An 18,458-nucleotide genomic window follows, 5' to 3' on the forward strand; every position below is an offset into this window, starting at 1 on the left:
TCTATTATTACGATGCTATTATTAGAGAACAACTCAGTGGAAGACACTATGACTACAGAGCCTTTATTTTTTCGAATTTATTTGGAAAATGACAAAAATAGGCTTGAGGAATTGCTTAAAAAGAAGCCGCACATCTCCATACATGATCAAATTGACACTCAGTTGGATGATTTAATAAAGTCTAAATTACCCAAGAAGAAACCTAGTGAAGAGGAATTAAATAAATTAAAAAAACTTCATATCGGTGATCTATCTATGCAGGAATATGGGGTATGGGTATATTACCCATGGTCTGAGCGCTTAGTGCATTTGCTGGATAAAGAAGAATTTATCGAAATGCGAACCAGCCGCAACATTTACAAGATCACCAGAGAAGAAAGGGATATTTTAGGCCGGCAAAAAGTAGGGGTTGTTGGTCTTTCTGTAGGCCAATCAGTATCGATAACTATGGCTATGGAACGTGGTTTTGGAGAGATCAGATTGGCGGATTTTGATTTATTGGAACTGACAAACCTCAACAGAATCAGAACTGGCGTACACAACCTGGGCTTACCTAAGGTGGTGATTGTAGCCAGAGAAATTAAAGAAATAGATCCATTTTTGAAAGTTACACTTTTTGAAGATGGGATGACGGAAGAGAATATGGACCGTTTCTTTTTGGAAGGTGGAAAACTAGATGTGATTGTAGATGAGTGCGATGGACTGGACATTAAAATTTTACTAAGACATAAGGCAAAAGCGCTTCGGGTTCCCGTTGTAATGGACGCTAGCGATAAAGGCACACTGGATGTAGAAAGGTTTGACCTTGAACCAGACAGGGCTATATTACACGGATTAATAGACCATCTCGATCACACGAAAATCAAATATTTAAAAACCAACGAAGAGAAGATCCCCTACCTCCTTCCTATGGTGGGCCTAGAGACGTCATCAGATAGACTAAAAGCTTCTATGGTTGAAGTCGGACAATCTATCACTACCTGGCCACAATTAGCCTCGGCGGTGGCTTTAGGTGGTGCTTTAGGTGCTGATGTTTGCAGAAGGATTGCATTGGGACAGTACAATGATTCGGGAAGGTATTTTGTAGACCTTGAAGAAATCATTAGCGATAAAGTAAAACCTGAAGACGATTTCTATAAGGTGATAGATTATTCTGCTCCAGAGTTAAAATTAGATGAAATGCAAAAAGCAGTAGCTACGATAGCTACTGAAATTCATTCAAAACTAACACTCACGGATGAGCAGGTAAAAGAATTAGCTGCAGCAGCAGGACTTGCTCCCTCTGGAGGCAATAGCCAGCCGTGGAAGTTTTTATATCATAAAGGACAACTGTTCCTGTTCCATGATGAAAACCAATCGATTTCATGGATGGACTTTCAGAACACAGCTTCTTACATTTCACTCGGAGCGGCTATTGAAAATTTAAAAATAAAAGCTGCCAGTCTTGGTTTGGAAACAACAACCAATTTGTTTCCAGCAGGAAGTGAAAGCAAATTAATCGCAGCATTTGGATTTAGTAAAGCAGAGGAACAAACCTATCGCAATGAGTTGATTGCTGGGGTAGGTTTAAGGCTAACCAATAGAAAAAAGGGAGATCAGCAGCCTATTGATGCCACTGTTACTGCCAAAATAAGTAAGAATGTAAGCGTTGATGAACCAAAAGCACATCTGGATCTTGTAGAAGATCGAGAATCCATTAACGAAATAGCAAATATTGTAGCATCAGTAGAAAGATTGAGATTTTTGCATCCCCAGGGCCACCATGACTTGTTTACGAAAGAGATCAAATGGCCTTCTGCAGATGGATCACCGATAATTGAAGGAATCGACATTGCCACACTGGAATTGTCTGAAAGTGACAGGACCGGAATGATGGTTGCTTCTAAACCCGAAGTAATTACCTTATTAAACAAATGGGGAGGTGGAAGCGCTTTTGAAAAAATATCTAAAGGAGGGGTTGCTTCTTCGTCTGCCATCGGATTGATTAGTATGCCGGAGTATAATCCGAAGAGTTTTGTGAAAGGTGGCGAAGCCCTTCAAAGAGCATGGATCACTGCTAATTTAAACGGTCTCTCGTTTCAGCCTATCAGCGGCACGTTGTTTGTATTTGATAGGTTTAATCAGACTAATGGTGCTGGCATGACGGCTAATATGGCCAAAGAGCTCGAATCTCTACAATACGACCTGCGGAAAATATTTCCTGCTTTGGGAAACAGTTGTGGAATTTTCATGTTCAGGTTGTCTTACGCTGACGAAGCATCTTCTAGATCATTAAAAAGACCACTGGAAGATATTTTAAAGTTTTCCTAGACACAATATGAGAAAATTTACATTTCGATCTTTTACGGCAATTAAAGATCTTGACACTTGCGAGAGGTATCTAGACGGGCATGTTCAGGTATTGAGAGATTATGGTATCACTAACATTACAACAAATAACAGACTGTGGATGGATTTACCAAGTGTACATGGTATAGTTGCGGAGGATGAAGAAGGAAACGTTGTTGGAGGAGTAAGGGTTCATATTGCAGACGGGATTCATCCCCTCCCTGTTGAAAAAGCTGTAGGATACATGGATCCCAAAGTAGCACACGTCATCAACGAATACTTTGACGATGGCACAGGTGAACTCTGCGGTTTGTGGAACGCAAAGAGTGTTGCGGGCATCGGCATCAGCCTTTTGCTTGTAAGAGCAGGTATTGCAATTGTAAATCAAATCAGACTTGGATCATTATTTACCATCTGCGGAGACTATACCATGCCCATGGTAAGAAGAGTTGGTTTTATAGTTGAAAATGGAATTGGTAATAATGGTGAGTTTTTTTATCCAAAAGACGATTATATTGCAAGAGTATTGAGAAAGATGAATGCTGAAACTTTGGAAACGGCAGATGAGTATGATAGAGATCGAATATTTGATTTGAGAAATAATCCAATACAACATACAATCGAGCAGGGGCCAAAGGGTGAGATAGATATAGATTATCAGTTATTAATACCTGTCTATGATTAGATCTTTTTTATTAAGGTTATTCTTTGCCTTGCTAATTCCCTGCTCAATAGCATTACCTGCGGCTAGTCAGGAAGTCATTAAACTACATAATGATGAGACGTTAAGCAATTTTGGCAAACAAATGTTTTTGCTTACCGATTCGAGCAACAAACTTAACCTTAAGGCTGTATTAAACAGCAAAAAGTTTAAAGCTGCAGACTCTGATGTGCCTAATTTAGGCATAAGCAACTTCAGTTATTGGCTAAAGTTCAAAGTACAAAATAATACAGACGACCCTCATCTCATTCTTCAAATTCCTTTACCTACTATAGATTACGTTAATTTTTATCAATTGGATGACCAGAATAACGTTGTCTACAAAGAATTTATAGGTGATAGACGCCCCTATTACAAAAGAACATTTGACAATCCTTTCAGCACTTTCAAGTTTCGTCTAGAGCCCGGAAAAATCACTACTATCTATCTTAAAATAAGTGGATATGAACAGCTTCAGGTTCCAACCACACTGTGTGAAAGTAAGATCATTACTGCCAAGAATGCAGATTCATTTTTGATATTTGGTATTTTTGCCGGGGTACTGGTGGTCATGTTCACTTATAATTTGTTCCTATATATCTCGACAAAGGATAGTACTTACCTATATTATATCATCAATATTTTATTTATTGGTTTGCTTCAGGCAAATTTTCAGGGCTTCCCTTTTAAGTATCTATGGCCAAACAATGTATGGATCTCGTTCCATGCCGTTTACATACTGACACCACTAGCTGCTTTAACAGGATTGGAGTTTATGAAGAAATTCCTCCACACCAAGGAAATCCTTCCAAACCTCCATAAATTCTCAAAAATTTTCTATCTGCTGTACTTCATCGCATTTATTCAGATGTTTCTGGGAAACATGAACGTGTCTTACCAGCTGCTCCAAATAGCAGCCATGACGGTAGCATTGTTTATGCTTTTAAATGCAGTCTTGATTTACAGAAAAGGCTATCGCCCGGCGAAATTCTTTCTGATTGCGTGGAGCATGTTCTTGTTCGGCCTTTGTATTTTTGTGCTTAAAGACTACAATATTTTACCTTACAATACGATCACCTACAACATGATGCCTTTTGGCTCCGCGCTTGAAGTGATCTTACTATCCTTTGCGCTTGCAGACAAGATCAATATCTTTAAAAAGGAGAAAGAAGACTCACAGGCCGAAGCCCTTCGCATATCGCTTGAAAATGAGCAATTGATATTACAACAAAATATCGAATTGGAGAAAAAGGTGAATGAACGAACACTTGAATTACAGGAATCTTACCAAACCCTTGAGATTACTTTAAGCGACTTAAAAGAAGCACAAAGTCAGCTGGTAGACTCAGAAAAAATGGCCGGTCTAGGTCAGCTTACAGCCGGCATAGCCCATGAGATTAACAATCCGATTAACTTCGTTACCTCGAATATCAAACCTCTGGAATTGGATATTCTTGACATGGACAGTTTAATCATGATGTACGAGAAACTGGACTTCAATGAAGAACTTGCGCCCCAGCTCGCTAAAATTGATTCGTTTAAAAAACAAATTGATATAGATTTTGTAAGGGATGAGATCAAATCCCTACTGTCAGGAATTTCTGAAGGTGCTAAGAGAACTGCTGAAATTATAAAAAGCTTAAAGAACTTTAGCAGACTTGATGAAAATGACACCAAGCCTGTTGACCTGAATGAAGGCCTTGCTTCTACCCTTGTTCTTGTAAAAAATACATTCCCTGATCATCTTAAAGTAATAAAAGATTTTGGAGATATTCCCAAAGTGGAATGTCTGCCTGGAAAAATCAACCAGGTTTTCATGAATCTGATCTCCAATGCCATACATGCCATTAAAATCAAAGACGCCAAAGATGAACCTGGCATTCTGACAGTAAGATCTTGGCAGGATGGTAATCAGGTAAAAATCAGCATAAAGGATACTGGGACGGGCATGCCAGAGGAAGTTAGACAAAAAATATTTGAGCCATTCTTTACTACCAAAGATGTTGGCGAAGGAACAGGGCTAGGTCTCTCTATAGTTTTTAGGATCATAGAAAATCATCATGGAAATATTGAAGTTGTAACAAAAGTGAATCAAGGTACCGAATTTATTATTACCTTGCCTGTAAACTGAAATTAACACTTTATTTATGAATGCGCCAACAGTACGGGTTCTTTATATTGATGACGAAGAAAACAATTTGCACGCTTTTAAAGCTGGCTTTAGAAGACAATATGAGATCTATACTGCTCTTTCAGCTGCCGAGGGTTTAACCATATTGGAAAATGTTTCTGTTCACGTAATTATAGCGGATCAAAAGATGCCGCAAACTACAGGTGTGGAATTTTTCAAAAGCATTATTGAAACTTATCCGGACCCGATAAGGATCTTACTTACTGGTTATACTGATATAGAAGCATTGGCAGATGCTATTAATCATGGCGACATTTACAGATACATCACCAAGCCCTGGAATGATTTGGAACTTCATAATTCCATAAAGAATGCTTACGACGCTTATAAAGCCAAAATAGACTTAAGAAATAAAATTATCGAGTTAGAGAAAACCAATGATGAACTAAATAGGTTCATCTATAGCATTTCTCATGAATTAAGAGCTCCTCTTGTTTCGGCAATGGGTATAGTGAACCTGGTAAAAATGGAAGGCCTTTTTAATTCTAGTGGCGAATACTGGGGCTTAATTGAAACCTGTTCTAATAAACTGGATTACTATATTCAAAAAACACTGCAATATTATAAAAACAATAAAACCGTTGCCAAACATACACCTGTAAATTTTTCAACCCTTATAAATGAACTGATTGAACTTTATTCCTATAGTGATAGAGACACCCATTTCCATGTAAATATTAAACAGGATATTCCTTTTTATGGAGACGTTTTCAGAATAGAAGTGATATTGGGTAATCTGATATCTAATGCTATCAAATATCAAAAAGAAGATGAGAAGAATAAAAAAGTAGATATCAATGTTAATGTCAGCCTGACTGCAGTAGAAATTACTATTGCTGATAATGGGATGGGCATATTAAATGAGCATCTGGAAAAGATTTTTACACAATTCTTTAAAAGCAAGATCAATCATGGTAGTGGTTTAGGTTTATTTATTGTTAAAGAAGCGCTCAACAAGATTAATGGAAAGATATCTGTAAGTTCAAATACTGCAGAAGGAACAACTTTTAAAATTACAATCCCGAATGTTAAGTAAGTACAAAAAAGTAATGCTGGTGGATGATAATGAGGTGGATCTTAAAATAAACTCAAAAATCATTTCAATCTCTAAATTGTTTGATGAGACTATTCTATGTCACTCTGGTGAAGAGGGCCTGTCTTACCTAAACAAACATATCGACGATGTAGCAAATCTACCCGATTTTATTTTGCTGGACATACAAATGCCCGAGATGGACGGATTTGAATTTTTAGAAATCTATAAGAAATTCCCGGCAGTTGTAAAAGATAAATGCTTAATCGCAATACTTTCATCCACTCTGGATTTTGGTGACATTAAAAAGGCTGAGGCAAATCCATATGTGATTAAGCTTTTAAAGAAGCCCCTCTTTCCTCATGAATTGGAAAAGCTGTTACAAAAATATCTCGTCTGATTAATTCCCCGATTTCACCCTGTTTTGTTCTGCGGATGAACCATTTGCTCGTTCTCTCGCAGCCTTTATCAGTTTACTCCCAAAATTATAGGTAAAAGTCAATCTGAATACTCTGGTTTCAGGCTTTTGATAAACCTTATAATCTTGCTGGGCTATTGCACTGCTAATATTTGCCTTACGCTGATTAAAAATATCTGTAGCTGCAAGCTTTAGGTTGATTTTATTGTCTGCAAAGGACTTGCTAAACCCCAGGTCAATACCATATATAGGCCTTACTTTATAAGTTCCATAAATCTGTGCCGACTGATAACTTGCCGTAAGTTCAGCACTAAGTGTAGGGTCCAACTGAAAACTTTGCGTAATGTTTGCCAACCAGGTAAGTTTACTACTTTTAAAAGGCACTCCCATTAATTCCGGGGTACTATAATCAGTATGATACAGAGTCACTTCATTAGTTGTATTCCACCATTTGGTAATTGTTAACGGGGCACTAACATTTAGATTAAAAGTACTTTCGCTTGCCAGATTCTGATCTTTTATAAGCAACGTCTTCTTTATGCTGTCGGTAAGTAAAGTGGTTGTAATCACATCACGAGTTGCACTATATCCAATTGTTGCATTTACAATCTTTTTGTAGCCGTAAGAAAACTCAAACGCATTTGTATACTGCGGATTTAGTAAAGGATTCCCCTGATTATACGTGTACAGATCAGAAAAGTACAGGAAAGGGTTTAATGATTGGTAATCTGGCCTATCTATTCTCCTGCTATAGGAAACACCGATTTCATGATCGGGGCTAAGTGTCTGATTGATAAAGATACTGGGAAATAAATCCAGATAGTTTCTTTTTACCACCGATTTCGTTGTTAACGAATTACCTTCCGAATGGGTAAACTCAGCTCTTAAACCCACCTGAATGGTTGTAGACTTATATTCCTTGTGTATATTGGCGTAAGCAGCACTAATCTGCTCTTTATAAATGAACTTATTACTTCTAGATGTATCGTTATTCCATATATTATTCTTCAGGTTTTCAAACTGAAAATCATTATCAGTTCGTACGTAACTGCTTTTAACCCCCATCTCCAGTTTCAGTTTAGAAGCTAAAGGAAGTGTATAATCCACTTTACCCACAAGAATGTTAACATTAGAGGGAGTAGCATTTCTATAAATCAGTGGCGCTTTAAGTAAATTACCTGAAGCACTATAAAAATAATTGTTGTAGATGGTCTTATTATTACTGTAAAAATGAACATAATCTACATCAGCGTTTAACTCTTGTCCTACAGTATCTATTCTGATCTTGTAATTAAGATTATAAGCCTGGTCAGCATACCTGCTCTTGCCGGGGTTAATGGCCACAACAGAAGAATCCTGAGTAAAAATCTTACTCCCCATTAAGGTTGTATTTTCGCTTGTTATATTAATGTTCTTAAACGAACCATTCATCGAAAAACCCAATACACTTTTGTCATTTAAGTAATAATCTATCCCTGCTCGATAGCTATTGTCTCTATGAAGATAAACTTCTCTGCCTTTTTGATCGAAAAAGGTTTGCTCCACTCCCGCTGTATTACTTCTTTTAACATTTAGATCCTGAAAATCCTTATTTTCTGAGTAGTTATAATCTCCAAATACATTTAGCTTATCTACACGGTGATTAAGCATCAGGCCACCATTATACTTATAATATTTACCATAACCGCCACCAGTGGTAATTGCACCATTTGTGCCATCACCCTGATTCTTTTTAAGTTTAATATTAATAATACCCGCACCTCCCGATGCATCATATCTAGCAGAGGGATTACTCATCATCTCTATGCTTTCAATCGAGTTACCAGTGGTTGATCTCAATAATGCGATTAGCTGTTCGGAAGACAAATAAGTGAGTTTTCCATTTATCATTATGCTTACCCCTCTTTTACCCTTTAAGCTTATGTTTCCCTCGTTATCAACCGTTACCCCTGGAGCTTTGGAAAGTATATCAAGAGCCGAATTCCCTGCCGCCAGTATGCTATTGGCAACGTTCAAAATAACTTTATCACTCTTCCTCTCAATCAACGGTTTTTCAGCGATGATACTAACTGTATTTAATTGTAGTGCATCAGCAAAAAGCAATCTACTTTCAATTAGATGATCTTTATGGGCCTGACTAATAGCAACTGGATCACTAACTGATTTTTTATAACCCATGGCCTCTGCTACTATCAAATACCTGCCATAGGGAATATTAAGGAAGGTAAATTCTCCGTTTTCTGTAGTTAAAGACCCTTTAACTACTGTCGAATCAGCGTTTAAAAGGCTAACCACAGTATATGCTATAGGTTTGCTGGCAGTATCGGTTACCCTACCTCTGATTTTTCCATCGTTTTGAGCATACGCGGCAGAGATAAACAATGGTGAGGAAAGGATTAAAAAAAAACATTTTCTAATTGTTCTTTTCATAAGAGCAGATATTGATTTAAGATCGTTATGCTGCCGAAGGTAAATTATTGAACAACCAGAAAATGTTTTTTAACAATGTTTAACGGTGGTTTTAACACTGTTTAACACTACTTCCTCTGAACCATTGGAAACTGCGAAATCCTCAAACTGGTACAACCATAAGGCACCAGCGTAATTTCTTCTTCCAAAGAGGTTTCTATGCCATATACAAAACTATACGGAATTGGTCCTGTCATTTCATTATACAACTGCCACGAAGGAATTCTTTTACCCTTTGTTTTAATCGCAATTGGTGAATTCTTAAGGTTCCATGGATAATTGGAAACCACCCCCGTTTTCTCCACCTTATATTGCTCATCAAGTTTGTTGTCAGGCGTTTCAATCAGTCCGTAGTTCCATGGCGAAGATGACCTTATTTCATCATAATAATTCCCATATTCTATCGGATCTTTATCATTTTTAACCCGGGTTACTTCTTCCTTCATTTTTAAAGCGTAAGTAATTGGACCACGTTCTACAGACACTGAATTTTCATACCAGCTGTTTTTATAAACGTGCATTGGCAATTCCAATTCAACCACATCGCCCGACTTCCATTCACGTTGTATTTTAACGATCTGGTTGCCCGCAACTTCTTTAAATACCTGCCCATTAATTTTTACCGATCCTTTTTTGCACCATTCAGGTATCCTAAGATGAAAAGGAAAAGTAGCGGATTTTACCTTTTTAGCCATGCCAAGCGTAAACTTGATCCGCTCCTCAAAAGGATAATTTGTTTCCTCTTTAAAATTCACTTCCACGCCATTGCCCACCATGGTTTTAACCTCGCTTGGAGAATATACTAAAGCAGCAATCCCTTTATCCGCCGTCTGGTACCAAAGGTTTTGTGCAAACTTTGGCCATCCCTGATGCATATTAGAGGTGCAGCATGGATACCCTGTAAGCAAACCATAGCACAGATCTGTTCCACTATGATCCTGATTAAAATTACGGGTATGTCTGGTAACCATAACCTGGTTTGCCTGCTGATAGTACTGGCGATCCATAAAATCATCCGACACCTGTGCAGGTAAGGCATTAAACGCAATCTTTTCGAGATGATCTGCATAATTAATTTTACCGGTGATCTCCAGCATACTTTCCAAACTAAACATCATCTCCACTGCGCTGCAAAGTTCCGATCCTTGTGTTGGATTGTTTCCGTGCAGGTCTTCGTCTCCGCCATATAACCCGTGAGCCACCCCATTTTGTATGCGGATGTCTTTAAGACCTTTATCAGCAGCTTCCAGATACTTATTGTCACGATGCTGCTGATAGAAAATAATAGGTTCCTTTACTCCTTGAGCCAGATTAACACAGTGGATGCTTCCAAAAGTGGATAACATATCTGTATTTAAAAAAGCATTGGTATAATCAAAAGTCTGTTTATGCACTAATTCTCCAAGATCCAGCAGATACTTATCGCCGGTAATGTCATACAACCAGTAAATCACCTGAAGGTTATCACCTCCACGATAACGTGCCCAAAAAGACCAATGATCCAGCGGTTTAGATGGCAGTTCTTTTAGCTGATATTTAAAGTAATTGGTCATCAACGTGATCACTCTTTTATCGTCTGTAGCAGAATAGTACTGCTTAAGTACCTTTAGCATTACCATTTTTGGCCACCAGTCCTTACTGTTATCGCGCTGCATACCGCGCTCGTAACTATAGTCTTTAGTTGGGCCAAAATATCCATCGGGCTGCTGACTTTTAATTGCCCATTCTACCCAGGGCTTTGTCTTAGCAATAAGTGCTTTATCATCCAAAAGGTAAGCGAGCGGTAAAAGTCCATCTATCCAATATGGTCCTCGCTCCCACTGATCACCATCTCCGCCAAGCCATCCGTTTCTCTCGTTCATCACAACCGGATAAAGCTTATCCAGATTGCCTGTTGCCCCATCCTTCTGTCTGATCAACATCTCCCTTAACCAACCTTGTGGTTTAATTGCTCCCAAAGGCAATTCTTTATAAGGGTTTTGAGTGGCACTAACCTGTGCATTTGTATGAAGTGCCAAACCAGTTAACATGGTTACCCCACCCATACATAGTGTATAAAACAAATTATTAATTCGCATGTGTGTGTATTGTAGCTTTGGTTTAATGTTTAATATAAAAAGTCTGGCTGAAAGCCCCATTTGCTGCTATATCCCACGCTTCTACCCTTACCCATGTTCTGTTACTCAGTTTAGTTTTAAACTGCAGCAGTTCAGCCCCAAAAGCCTTCGTTTTGGTAAGATCTACCTTCTCTCTGTACACCTTATTGCCATCACCCGATATGATCTCTACAAAATTCATTGGAAAGGTCCAGTTTAGTTTAAGCTTAACATTTGCAAAACCCGACTTATCCAGCGCTATTGTTTCGCCCGAACGCTTTCCGTTTATAGTCAGTTCAGGAATTAACACCTCTCCTGTACTTGCAAAAAACTTCCCCTGCTGCATTACATCCAATACCGGTTGCCAGCCTTTATTAAACTCAGGCAAAGCATCCATCATGAGGTAGTTTACATTTAAGTGTGCATACATCTCATTTTCGGGTGTTATTGTAAAAAGATCCGCTTCAGTAATCACCGTCTTTTTCAAATTCCAGTTGTTCATGTCGTCCATCAAATCCAATACCCGATTCCCGAGTCTTGGTTGCGACAAATCTGCAGGCATCGCCTTCCATGCTGCGCCCATAAAATGATCTGATTTAAAAAACGCCTCATCCTTGTACACATCAGGCGCGTTAACAGATCCCTTTGTGCGGGCATGTGCAGTCCAGGCCAGTCCCTTCTCCTCCTCAAGCAGTTTCAGCATATCATCTTTATCGCCAATATGATATATCTTACCATACTTAGGGTGATTTTCAGTAAAAGGCACTTCCTTCTTGCGCGACATGATCCAATAAACAGGCTTAGGGAAAAGCGCTAACCAGTGACCACCAAAAAACTCGTTGGGTTCTTCACCTGGCAACAAAAGAAGATTATTGTCCGACAGTCGTTTACATTGTTCAAAAAGTGCATCCAATTCTTTCAATCTTGTTTCATCCGGTCCTTTAGGGTGAGCCGTATAATGAAACTCAGCCAAATGCACAATGTCTATTCCTGTATTCTTAAACACCTTCACAAAATCAGGAACTTCAGGAATTGGCTTATTTGCCAATACTACTTTCATAATAAACTCATTATGAAAATGGCTCGACATTGTTTTATAGCCCGGCAGCTTAACATAGGTATCGTTATTTGTAAACTTCTTCACCTCAGTAAACGCAGCGCTTTCATCCGCTGCACTAAGCAGGCAAAAGAAATTTAACCGCTGTTTGGTATCAGGTGGCGCATTAAACCAAGGCACAAACCTTCTATCACCCTCTAAATCCTGACGAATCCCAATACCATATCCATCGGTCATTTTCCTATAGTTGCTTCCATACCAGGTAAATTTCAGGTTAAAGGCTTCATCCAAAGGATAAAAGTACTGATGAGGCGCCGGGAATATTGCCAAAACCCCTTCCTTTCCCTTTGCAGCTATGGTGCGGTATTTTACAGCTATGTTTTTTGAACTATCAGTATTAACCGCATTTGCAGTCTGCAAACTGTCTCCTGTATTTATCCAAGCTATGTTTTTCCAGCTTGCCGATCTGTTAATTAAACCCGCATCGTATACAATAGCCGTCGAATCAATTTTAGTAGCCATCACTGCCGCGATGTTAAACATCGGACTCCCGTTATAAAAAGTAATCTCCAGATCACCAGAAAAACGGTCAGCTTTTAACGAAGAAATGGTCACCACCGTCCTGCTGCCTATCGTTTTTACGGTCGCAGCCGATTTCTCCAGCTCTATATTGTAGGTCTTATATTTTTTCTGGGGAACCTTATCAAAGAAGATATTCCAACCATTTTGCGATATCAAATCCCTTTTACCAATGGTAAGCAAAAAGCTTGGATCAAGATCTGTTGAAACCAGTTTAGCCTTTTTAGCTTCGCCAATAAGCAGGCGACTAAACAACGGCTTTCCCTTCTCCATATTAAGGTCAACCTGCCCGTAATTATTACTCCCTGCAGGCCAGGTTATTTTCAAAATACTTTGACTGTATGTTGCAGTCACCCCCGATTTATGGTCAAACTTCTGAGTGTTTACATGAGAAACCTGAGCTAAACCCAAACTTACATTGCACAAATAAAAGAGTACAACTGTTATTAATTGTTTACGCATCTTCTTAATTTATATATGGTTATAAAACAAAGTAAGGCAATATGAACCTCATTAAGTAATCAATCCGTCTCAATATTTCGCCAATGCGTATCAATTTACCAGAGTATCTTGCTCAGCTCTTCAATAAATAAATTAGCGGCCTTCTTTTGATAAATCCCTTTTTGCCTTAATATAAACGCTCTTTTGTAACGTTCCTTCCCGGCAATTGGAATAGCAATCAGCGTATCCCAGCTAATGATGGCCTTTTCATTTAAAATCGTAACCCACGATGTACTCTCCACCAGCGTGAGCAATGAGTTTACCTCATTCATTTCAATCTTAATCTTTGGTACGATTTTTCGTTTACCGAAAAGCTCATTTACATAGTCTCTCGAACTAAAGCCCTTGCCCGGTAAAATAAGTTCCAATGCACCGAGCTCTGCCACCGTTACCTTCTTTAAAGATGCCAATGGATGCTTACGCGAAACCACCATCACAATTTTAGAAGAAAACAAAGGCTGCATTTCCAGTCCCTGATTATCAGATTCTTCATGGAAGCTAAGAATGATATCCAGTTCCGCGGCCTTCAACTTAATCTCCAACGATTCCGGCGTTCCGTATTCAATAAATATTTTAATCCCAGGGTACTTTGATGAGAAAGGAGCCAATGCCGGCAATACCATAGAACTAAAAGCATAAGTAACCCCAATCTTCAAATCGCCCACCGCCAGATTATTCAATTCAGATATCGCCGCTTTAGATTTTTGTACGTCCAGCAGTATCTGTTTTGCATGGATTAGAAAAACACCACCAGCTTCGGTCAGCCTAACATGCTTGCCTATCCTGTCAAACAACAACATGCCCAGCTCCTCTTCCAATTGCTTTATCTGCTGGGATAAGGTCGATTGCGTTACAAACGATTCAGCTGCAGCCTGAGTAAAATGAAGATGTTCAGCCGCTTTTACGAAATAATTGAGTTGTCTAAGTTCCATAACCAATCGTTAAAACTAATCAATATCATTAAAACAATCAATTTTACAACTCAATAACTTATTCCGAAATTTGTAATGTCTTCAAGACATCTACTACACATGAATATATTTAGATCATTAAAATACCGCAACTTCAAACTTTTCTTTTATGGCCAAAGTATCTCTTTAATAGGAACATGGATGCAAAAAACTGCTGTCAGCTGGTTAGTTTACCGACTAACAGGCTCTGCACTTTTATTAGGCCTGGTGGCTTTTGCCAGTCTTATCCCCTCACTTATACTATCACCTTACGCAGGCAGCTTAATCGATAGGCACAACCGTTACAAAATCCTTGTCATTACCCAGGTAATATCAATGATGCAGGCCGGAGCGCTTGCCGCAATCATCTTTTTCAAATTTTACAACATACCTGCCATCATCTTTTTAAGTCTGGTGCAAGGCATTATAAATGCGTTTGATGTTACCTGCCGTCAATCCTTAATGGTCGAAATGGTCGATCATAAAGAAGACCTTCCCAATGCAATTGCACTAAACTCTACCATGGCAAACCTTGCGCGCATCGTGGGGCCTGCTATTGCCGGGGTAATCCTCAGTACTTTTGGCGAAGACTTTTGCTTCATTGGAAACTTTTTAAGCTATATCCCCGTGCTCGTGTGTTTATTCTTAATGAAACTGAACCTCAGCGTTGTCGAACGATCAGAGAAAAGCATCTGGATCGAACTGGAAGAAGGCTTCAAGTATGTATCCGGCGACAGAGAATTGAGCAGCATGATCCTGATGATAGGCATTAGCAGTCTGTTCGTCATACCATTTAATACCCTCATGCCCATCTTCGCCAAAGATCTTTTTCATGGCGATGCAGGAACATTTAGCTGGTTCGAGAGCGCAGCCGGTTTAGGCTCTGTCATTAGTGCCATGTATCTGGCCAATTTACGATCTGCCAAACCACTAAAAAGAATCGTAGTGCTGGCAAGCACCATATTCGGGGTTAGCTTAATCTTACTGGCTTACTCAGGCATACTATCCTTAGCCCTTGTATTCATGGCCTTTGGTGGCATCGGTATGATGGCACAAACATCGGCCATAAACACCTACATACAAACACATACCATCCCCGAAATGAGGGCCCGTGCAATCAGCTATTACATCATGGCATACCAGGGCATGATCCCAATTGGCAGCTTACTTATTGGGTGGACAGCACAAGCTTTTGGTCCGCGACTAGCAGTTTGTCTGGCAGGAGTAATCGGTCTTTGTGCTACCGCAATGTTCGTTGTTTACCAAAACAAACGCGCTGGCCGCCAACTTTCCTTCCAAACCCTGCTGCATTTAAGGTAAAGTGAGTAATCAACTTCTCACAATATCATATTACTGTCATACCTCCAAAAAAACGCAGAAACGTTTAAACCTTTTGCTCTTTTCTTCGTTTATATTTACGAGAGCGTTAATTTAGATGGCGGGGGTAAATCTTAGGATTTATCTCCGCTTTTCTTTTTTCTAACCAACAGGTAGCAAACATAGAGCAGTAAAATCCATCCCGGAATCAACTCAACCGACATTTTCAATCCCGTTATCCACATAATCACCAAAATACCTACCAGAAATACCAGGCATATATAGTTCGATAGTGGATAAATAAAAGAAGGAAACTTGGTTTTAATTTGATCCGCTTCTTTACTCCTTCTAAATTTCAAATGCGTAATACTGATCATCAACCAATTGATAATCAACGACGACACCACCAGCGACATCAAAATCTCCAATGCCTTCTCCGGCATTAGCTTATTAATTATAATACATATCGCAGCAAACAAACTCGATATCAAAATCGCATTTATAGGTACCGAGTTCTTATTCAGCTTCGATAAAAAAGAAGGTGCATTCCCTTGCTCTGCCAATCCAAACAACATCCTGCTGTTGCTGTAAACGCAACTGTTATAAACAGACAAGGCAGCTGTCAATACGATAACATTAAGCACATTGGCAATCACACTCGTAAAGTAAATGGTCTTGCCTAAAAGCGTAAACTGAAAACCCTTTAAACTCTCAAAAACCATTACAAAAGGACTACTATCCGTAGTAATATTTTTCCATGGAGATAATGAAAACAAGATCACAAGCGCACCCACATAAAAAATCAGGATCCTGTAAATCACCTGGTTGGTAGCCTTTGGAATTGTTTTTTCAGGCTGTTCTGCCTCTGCCGCCGTTATCCCAATTAATTCCAGTCCGCCAAATGAAAACATGATCAATGCAATTGCGGCAAACAATCCCTGAAAGCCACCTTTTCCATCTCCACTAAACCAACCCTTTGCAAAAAAGCCACCATCATTCCATAGGTTCTGAACACTTGCCTGCTCACCTCCACTCCCACTAAAAAGCAGATAAACACCAAAAATGATCATTGCAATAATGGCTACTACCTTTATTATCGAAAACCAGAATTCCACCTCACCATATACCTTAACTGAAGTGAGGTTTAAAGCATTAATGGCAACAAAAAAGAAAAGACTCGATGACCACAGCGGAATTTCAGGCCACCAGAAATGCACGTAAATGCCAATGGCAGTTAACTCCGACATGCTTACCAGGATATACAGCACCCAATAGTTCCAGCCAGAAGCAAAGCCGGCAAACGGTCCCCAGTACTTATAGGCAAAATGACTAAAACTACCCGAAACAGGCTCTTCCACCACCATTTCGCCCAACTGGCGCATAATAAAAAAGGCAATAATACCGGCCAGCGCATAGCCTAAAATTACAGAAGGCCCAGCCAATACAGCCGCCGGACCAATGCCTAAAAATAACCCTGTTCCTATGGCTCCGCCAAGGGCAATCAACTGAATATGCCTGTTTTGCAAACCCCTTTTCAGTTTTTGCTCCTCAGGCTTTTCGCTAGCTTGTTTCAATATTTATGGTATTTATTCAATTGCAATATGAGTACTTCTCAAAATTTCCACAAAGGTGAGAACTTATATCCATTTGAACGATTAAAAGCGTAAATAGTTTCCTTGTTATCATGATACAAAAATACCGCCCTCATCACGAAAACAGAAGCTATTTTTCGCTAATCGCAACCCTAATTTCGAGGCTAAAAGAATCCAAAAACACGTACTTTTAGGTTTATCAAAACTGCTTCGGTCTTAGTTTCTTGGCTGCCAGCTCTGCCACTTCAGTAATTCTTTTTTCTCTGGTTTCAGGCCGCTTGGCAAGCGTAACCCATTGCAGTATCATCTTTTTAACAGACTTACTCAAACTGTTAAAATAATCTACTGAACCTGGCTGCGAAAGGAACGCTTCCTCCAGATCTTTCGGGATAAACAATTCCTCCACAGCATCCAGAATAGACCATGAGCCATTTTTCTTAGCAACCTCAATGCATTTTAAGCCGGCTTCGGTCATCAATCCTTCAGCAATTAACCGCTCAACCTTTGCCTTGTTGATCTTCGACCAATTGCTGGTTGGCTTACGCTTAGTAAAAAATTGTATAAAACTTTCCTCATCAATTGTTTTTCTGGTACTGTCAATCCAACCAAAACAAAGCGCCTCATCTACCGAGTCGCTCCAGGATATACTCGGCTTCATCGATTTTTGTTTGTACTGAATAAGCCAAACAGACTGGCTTGAGCTATGATTTTCTTTTAACCACTGCCTCCACTCCGATCTACTTGCCGGGCAAAAAGTTTCTATTTCCTTTTTCTGCATGCCACCAAAATACACAATTCCCTCCACACCAATTACATGCAAAAACATCATTCTAAAAAAAAACAAAAAAATTTGCGTAGTTAAATAGCTACACATATATTTGTAGTCAAATAGCTACACGATGAATTTAAGAAGAGATGTATTTCAAGCCATAGCCGACCCAACCAGAAGGGCTATCCTGCTATTGGTGGCCACACAATCAATGACCGCCGGTTCAATAGCCGCAAATTTCGATACCGCAAGGCCCACAGTTTCAAAGCACCTGCAAATATTAACAGAGTGCCAATTGCTCGAACAAAAACAAAACGGCAGAGAAATTTACTATTACATAAACGCAAAAAAAATGAAAGACGTAGCCGACTTCATCGAACCATTCCGCCAAATGTGGGACGACCGATTCAACAAATTGGAATCCATAATGAAAAACTACCAATCAAAAAAATAGAACC

13 protein-coding genes are annotated in these 18,458 nt (G+C 39.2%); 7 read left to right on the top strand and 6 right to left on the bottom strand.

Features of this window, described 5'->3' with window-relative positions:
• The first annotated feature begins 12 nt into the window (after positions 1-12).
• From AC6CH7_RS06175 to AC6CH7_RS06195, 5 genes are read left to right on the top strand one after another with little or no spacing between them, the layout of a single operon-like run.
• Complete coding sequence (locus tag AC6CH7_RS06175; RefSeq protein ID WP_498261855.1) at positions 13-2,310, top strand: Rv1355c family protein; 2,298 nt, start codon at positions 13-15, stop codon at positions 2,308-2,310.
• Positions 2,311-2,317: 7 nt separating this feature from the next.
• Complete coding sequence (locus tag AC6CH7_RS06180) at positions 2,318-3,013, top strand: hypothetical protein (protein WP_048906766.1); 696 nt, start codon at positions 2,318-2,320, stop codon at positions 3,011-3,013.
• Complete coding sequence (locus AC6CH7_RS06185; RefSeq protein WP_498261856.1) at positions 3,006-5,159, top strand: sensor histidine kinase; 2,154 nt, start codon at positions 3,006-3,008, stop codon at positions 5,157-5,159. The genes AC6CH7_RS06180 and AC6CH7_RS06185 overlap by 8 nt, the downstream gene beginning before the upstream one ends.
• A gap of 16 nt (positions 5,160-5,175) precedes the next feature.
• Positions 5,176-6,255: a hybrid sensor histidine kinase/response regulator gene (locus tag AC6CH7_RS06190; RefSeq protein ID WP_498261857.1), complete on the top strand. Its 1,080-nt coding sequence runs from the start codon at positions 5,176-5,178 to the stop codon at positions 6,253-6,255.
• Entirely contained in the window at positions 6,245-6,652 is a 408-nt protein-coding gene (locus tag AC6CH7_RS06195; protein WP_498261858.1) for a response regulator, read from the top strand. The genes AC6CH7_RS06190 and AC6CH7_RS06195 overlap by 11 nt, the downstream gene beginning before the upstream one ends.
• Here the strand turns inward: AC6CH7_RS06195 and AC6CH7_RS06200 are convergent, their stop codons facing one another.
• From AC6CH7_RS06200 to AC6CH7_RS06215, 4 genes are all read right to left on the bottom strand, one after another.
• Positions 6,653-9,100 (bottom strand): outer membrane beta-barrel protein, encoded by a 2,448-nt coding sequence (locus tag AC6CH7_RS06200; protein WP_498261859.1) that lies wholly within the window; start codon positions 9,098-9,100, stop codon positions 6,653-6,655.
• A gap of 107 nt (positions 9,101-9,207) precedes the next feature.
• Positions 9,208-11,217, bottom strand: a complete 2,010-nt coding sequence (locus AC6CH7_RS06205; protein WP_498261860.1) for a beta-L-arabinofuranosidase domain-containing protein — start codon at positions 11,215-11,217, stop codon at positions 9,208-9,210.
• A 22-nt stretch (positions 11,218-11,239) separates the two neighbouring features.
• The gene (locus tag AC6CH7_RS06210) at positions 11,240-13,333 is read right to left on the bottom strand and encodes a CehA/McbA family metallohydrolase domain-containing protein (protein WP_498261861.1); all 2,094 of its coding nucleotides are present in this window, start codon (positions 13,331-13,333) and stop codon (positions 11,240-11,242) included.
• 95 nt (positions 13,334-13,428) lie between these two features.
• Positions 13,429-14,304: a LysR substrate-binding domain-containing protein gene (locus AC6CH7_RS06215; RefSeq protein ID WP_498261862.1), complete on the bottom strand. Its 876-nt coding sequence runs from the start codon at positions 14,302-14,304 to the stop codon at positions 13,429-13,431.
• Between the two features lie 99 nt (positions 14,305-14,403).
• Here AC6CH7_RS06215 and AC6CH7_RS06220 point away from each other — a divergent pair, with 99 nt between their 5' ends.
• Positions 14,404-15,642 carry an MFS transporter gene (locus AC6CH7_RS06220; protein ID WP_294875634.1) on the top strand — a complete coding sequence of 413 codons (1,239 nt, stop codon included), beginning with the start codon at positions 14,404-14,406 and terminating at the stop codon, positions 15,640-15,642.
• 131 nt (positions 15,643-15,773) lie between these two features.
• Here AC6CH7_RS06220 and AC6CH7_RS06225 read toward each other — a convergent pair whose 3' ends face one another.
• Together AC6CH7_RS06225 and AC6CH7_RS06230 are read right to left on the bottom strand one after the other, a co-directional pair.
• Positions 15,774-17,213, bottom strand: a complete 1,440-nt coding sequence (locus tag AC6CH7_RS06225; protein WP_498261863.1) for an amino acid permease — start codon at positions 17,211-17,213, stop codon at positions 15,774-15,776.
• A 217-nt stretch (positions 17,214-17,430) separates the two neighbouring features.
• Positions 17,431-18,060, bottom strand: a complete 630-nt coding sequence (locus AC6CH7_RS06230; RefSeq protein WP_498261864.1) for a YdeI/OmpD-associated family protein — start codon at positions 18,058-18,060, stop codon at positions 17,431-17,433.
• Positions 18,061-18,130: 70 nt separating this feature from the next.
• On the opposite strand from AC6CH7_RS06230, the gene AC6CH7_RS06235 reads away from it, so the two are divergent.
• Positions 18,131-18,454 carry an ArsR/SmtB family transcription factor gene (locus AC6CH7_RS06235; protein WP_498261865.1) on the top strand — a complete coding sequence of 108 codons (324 nt, stop codon included), beginning with the start codon at positions 18,131-18,133 and terminating at the stop codon, positions 18,452-18,454.
• The last annotated feature ends 4 nt before the right edge of the window (positions 18,455-18,458 follow it).

Source organism: Pedobacter sp. GQ55, from assembly GCF_059758925.1.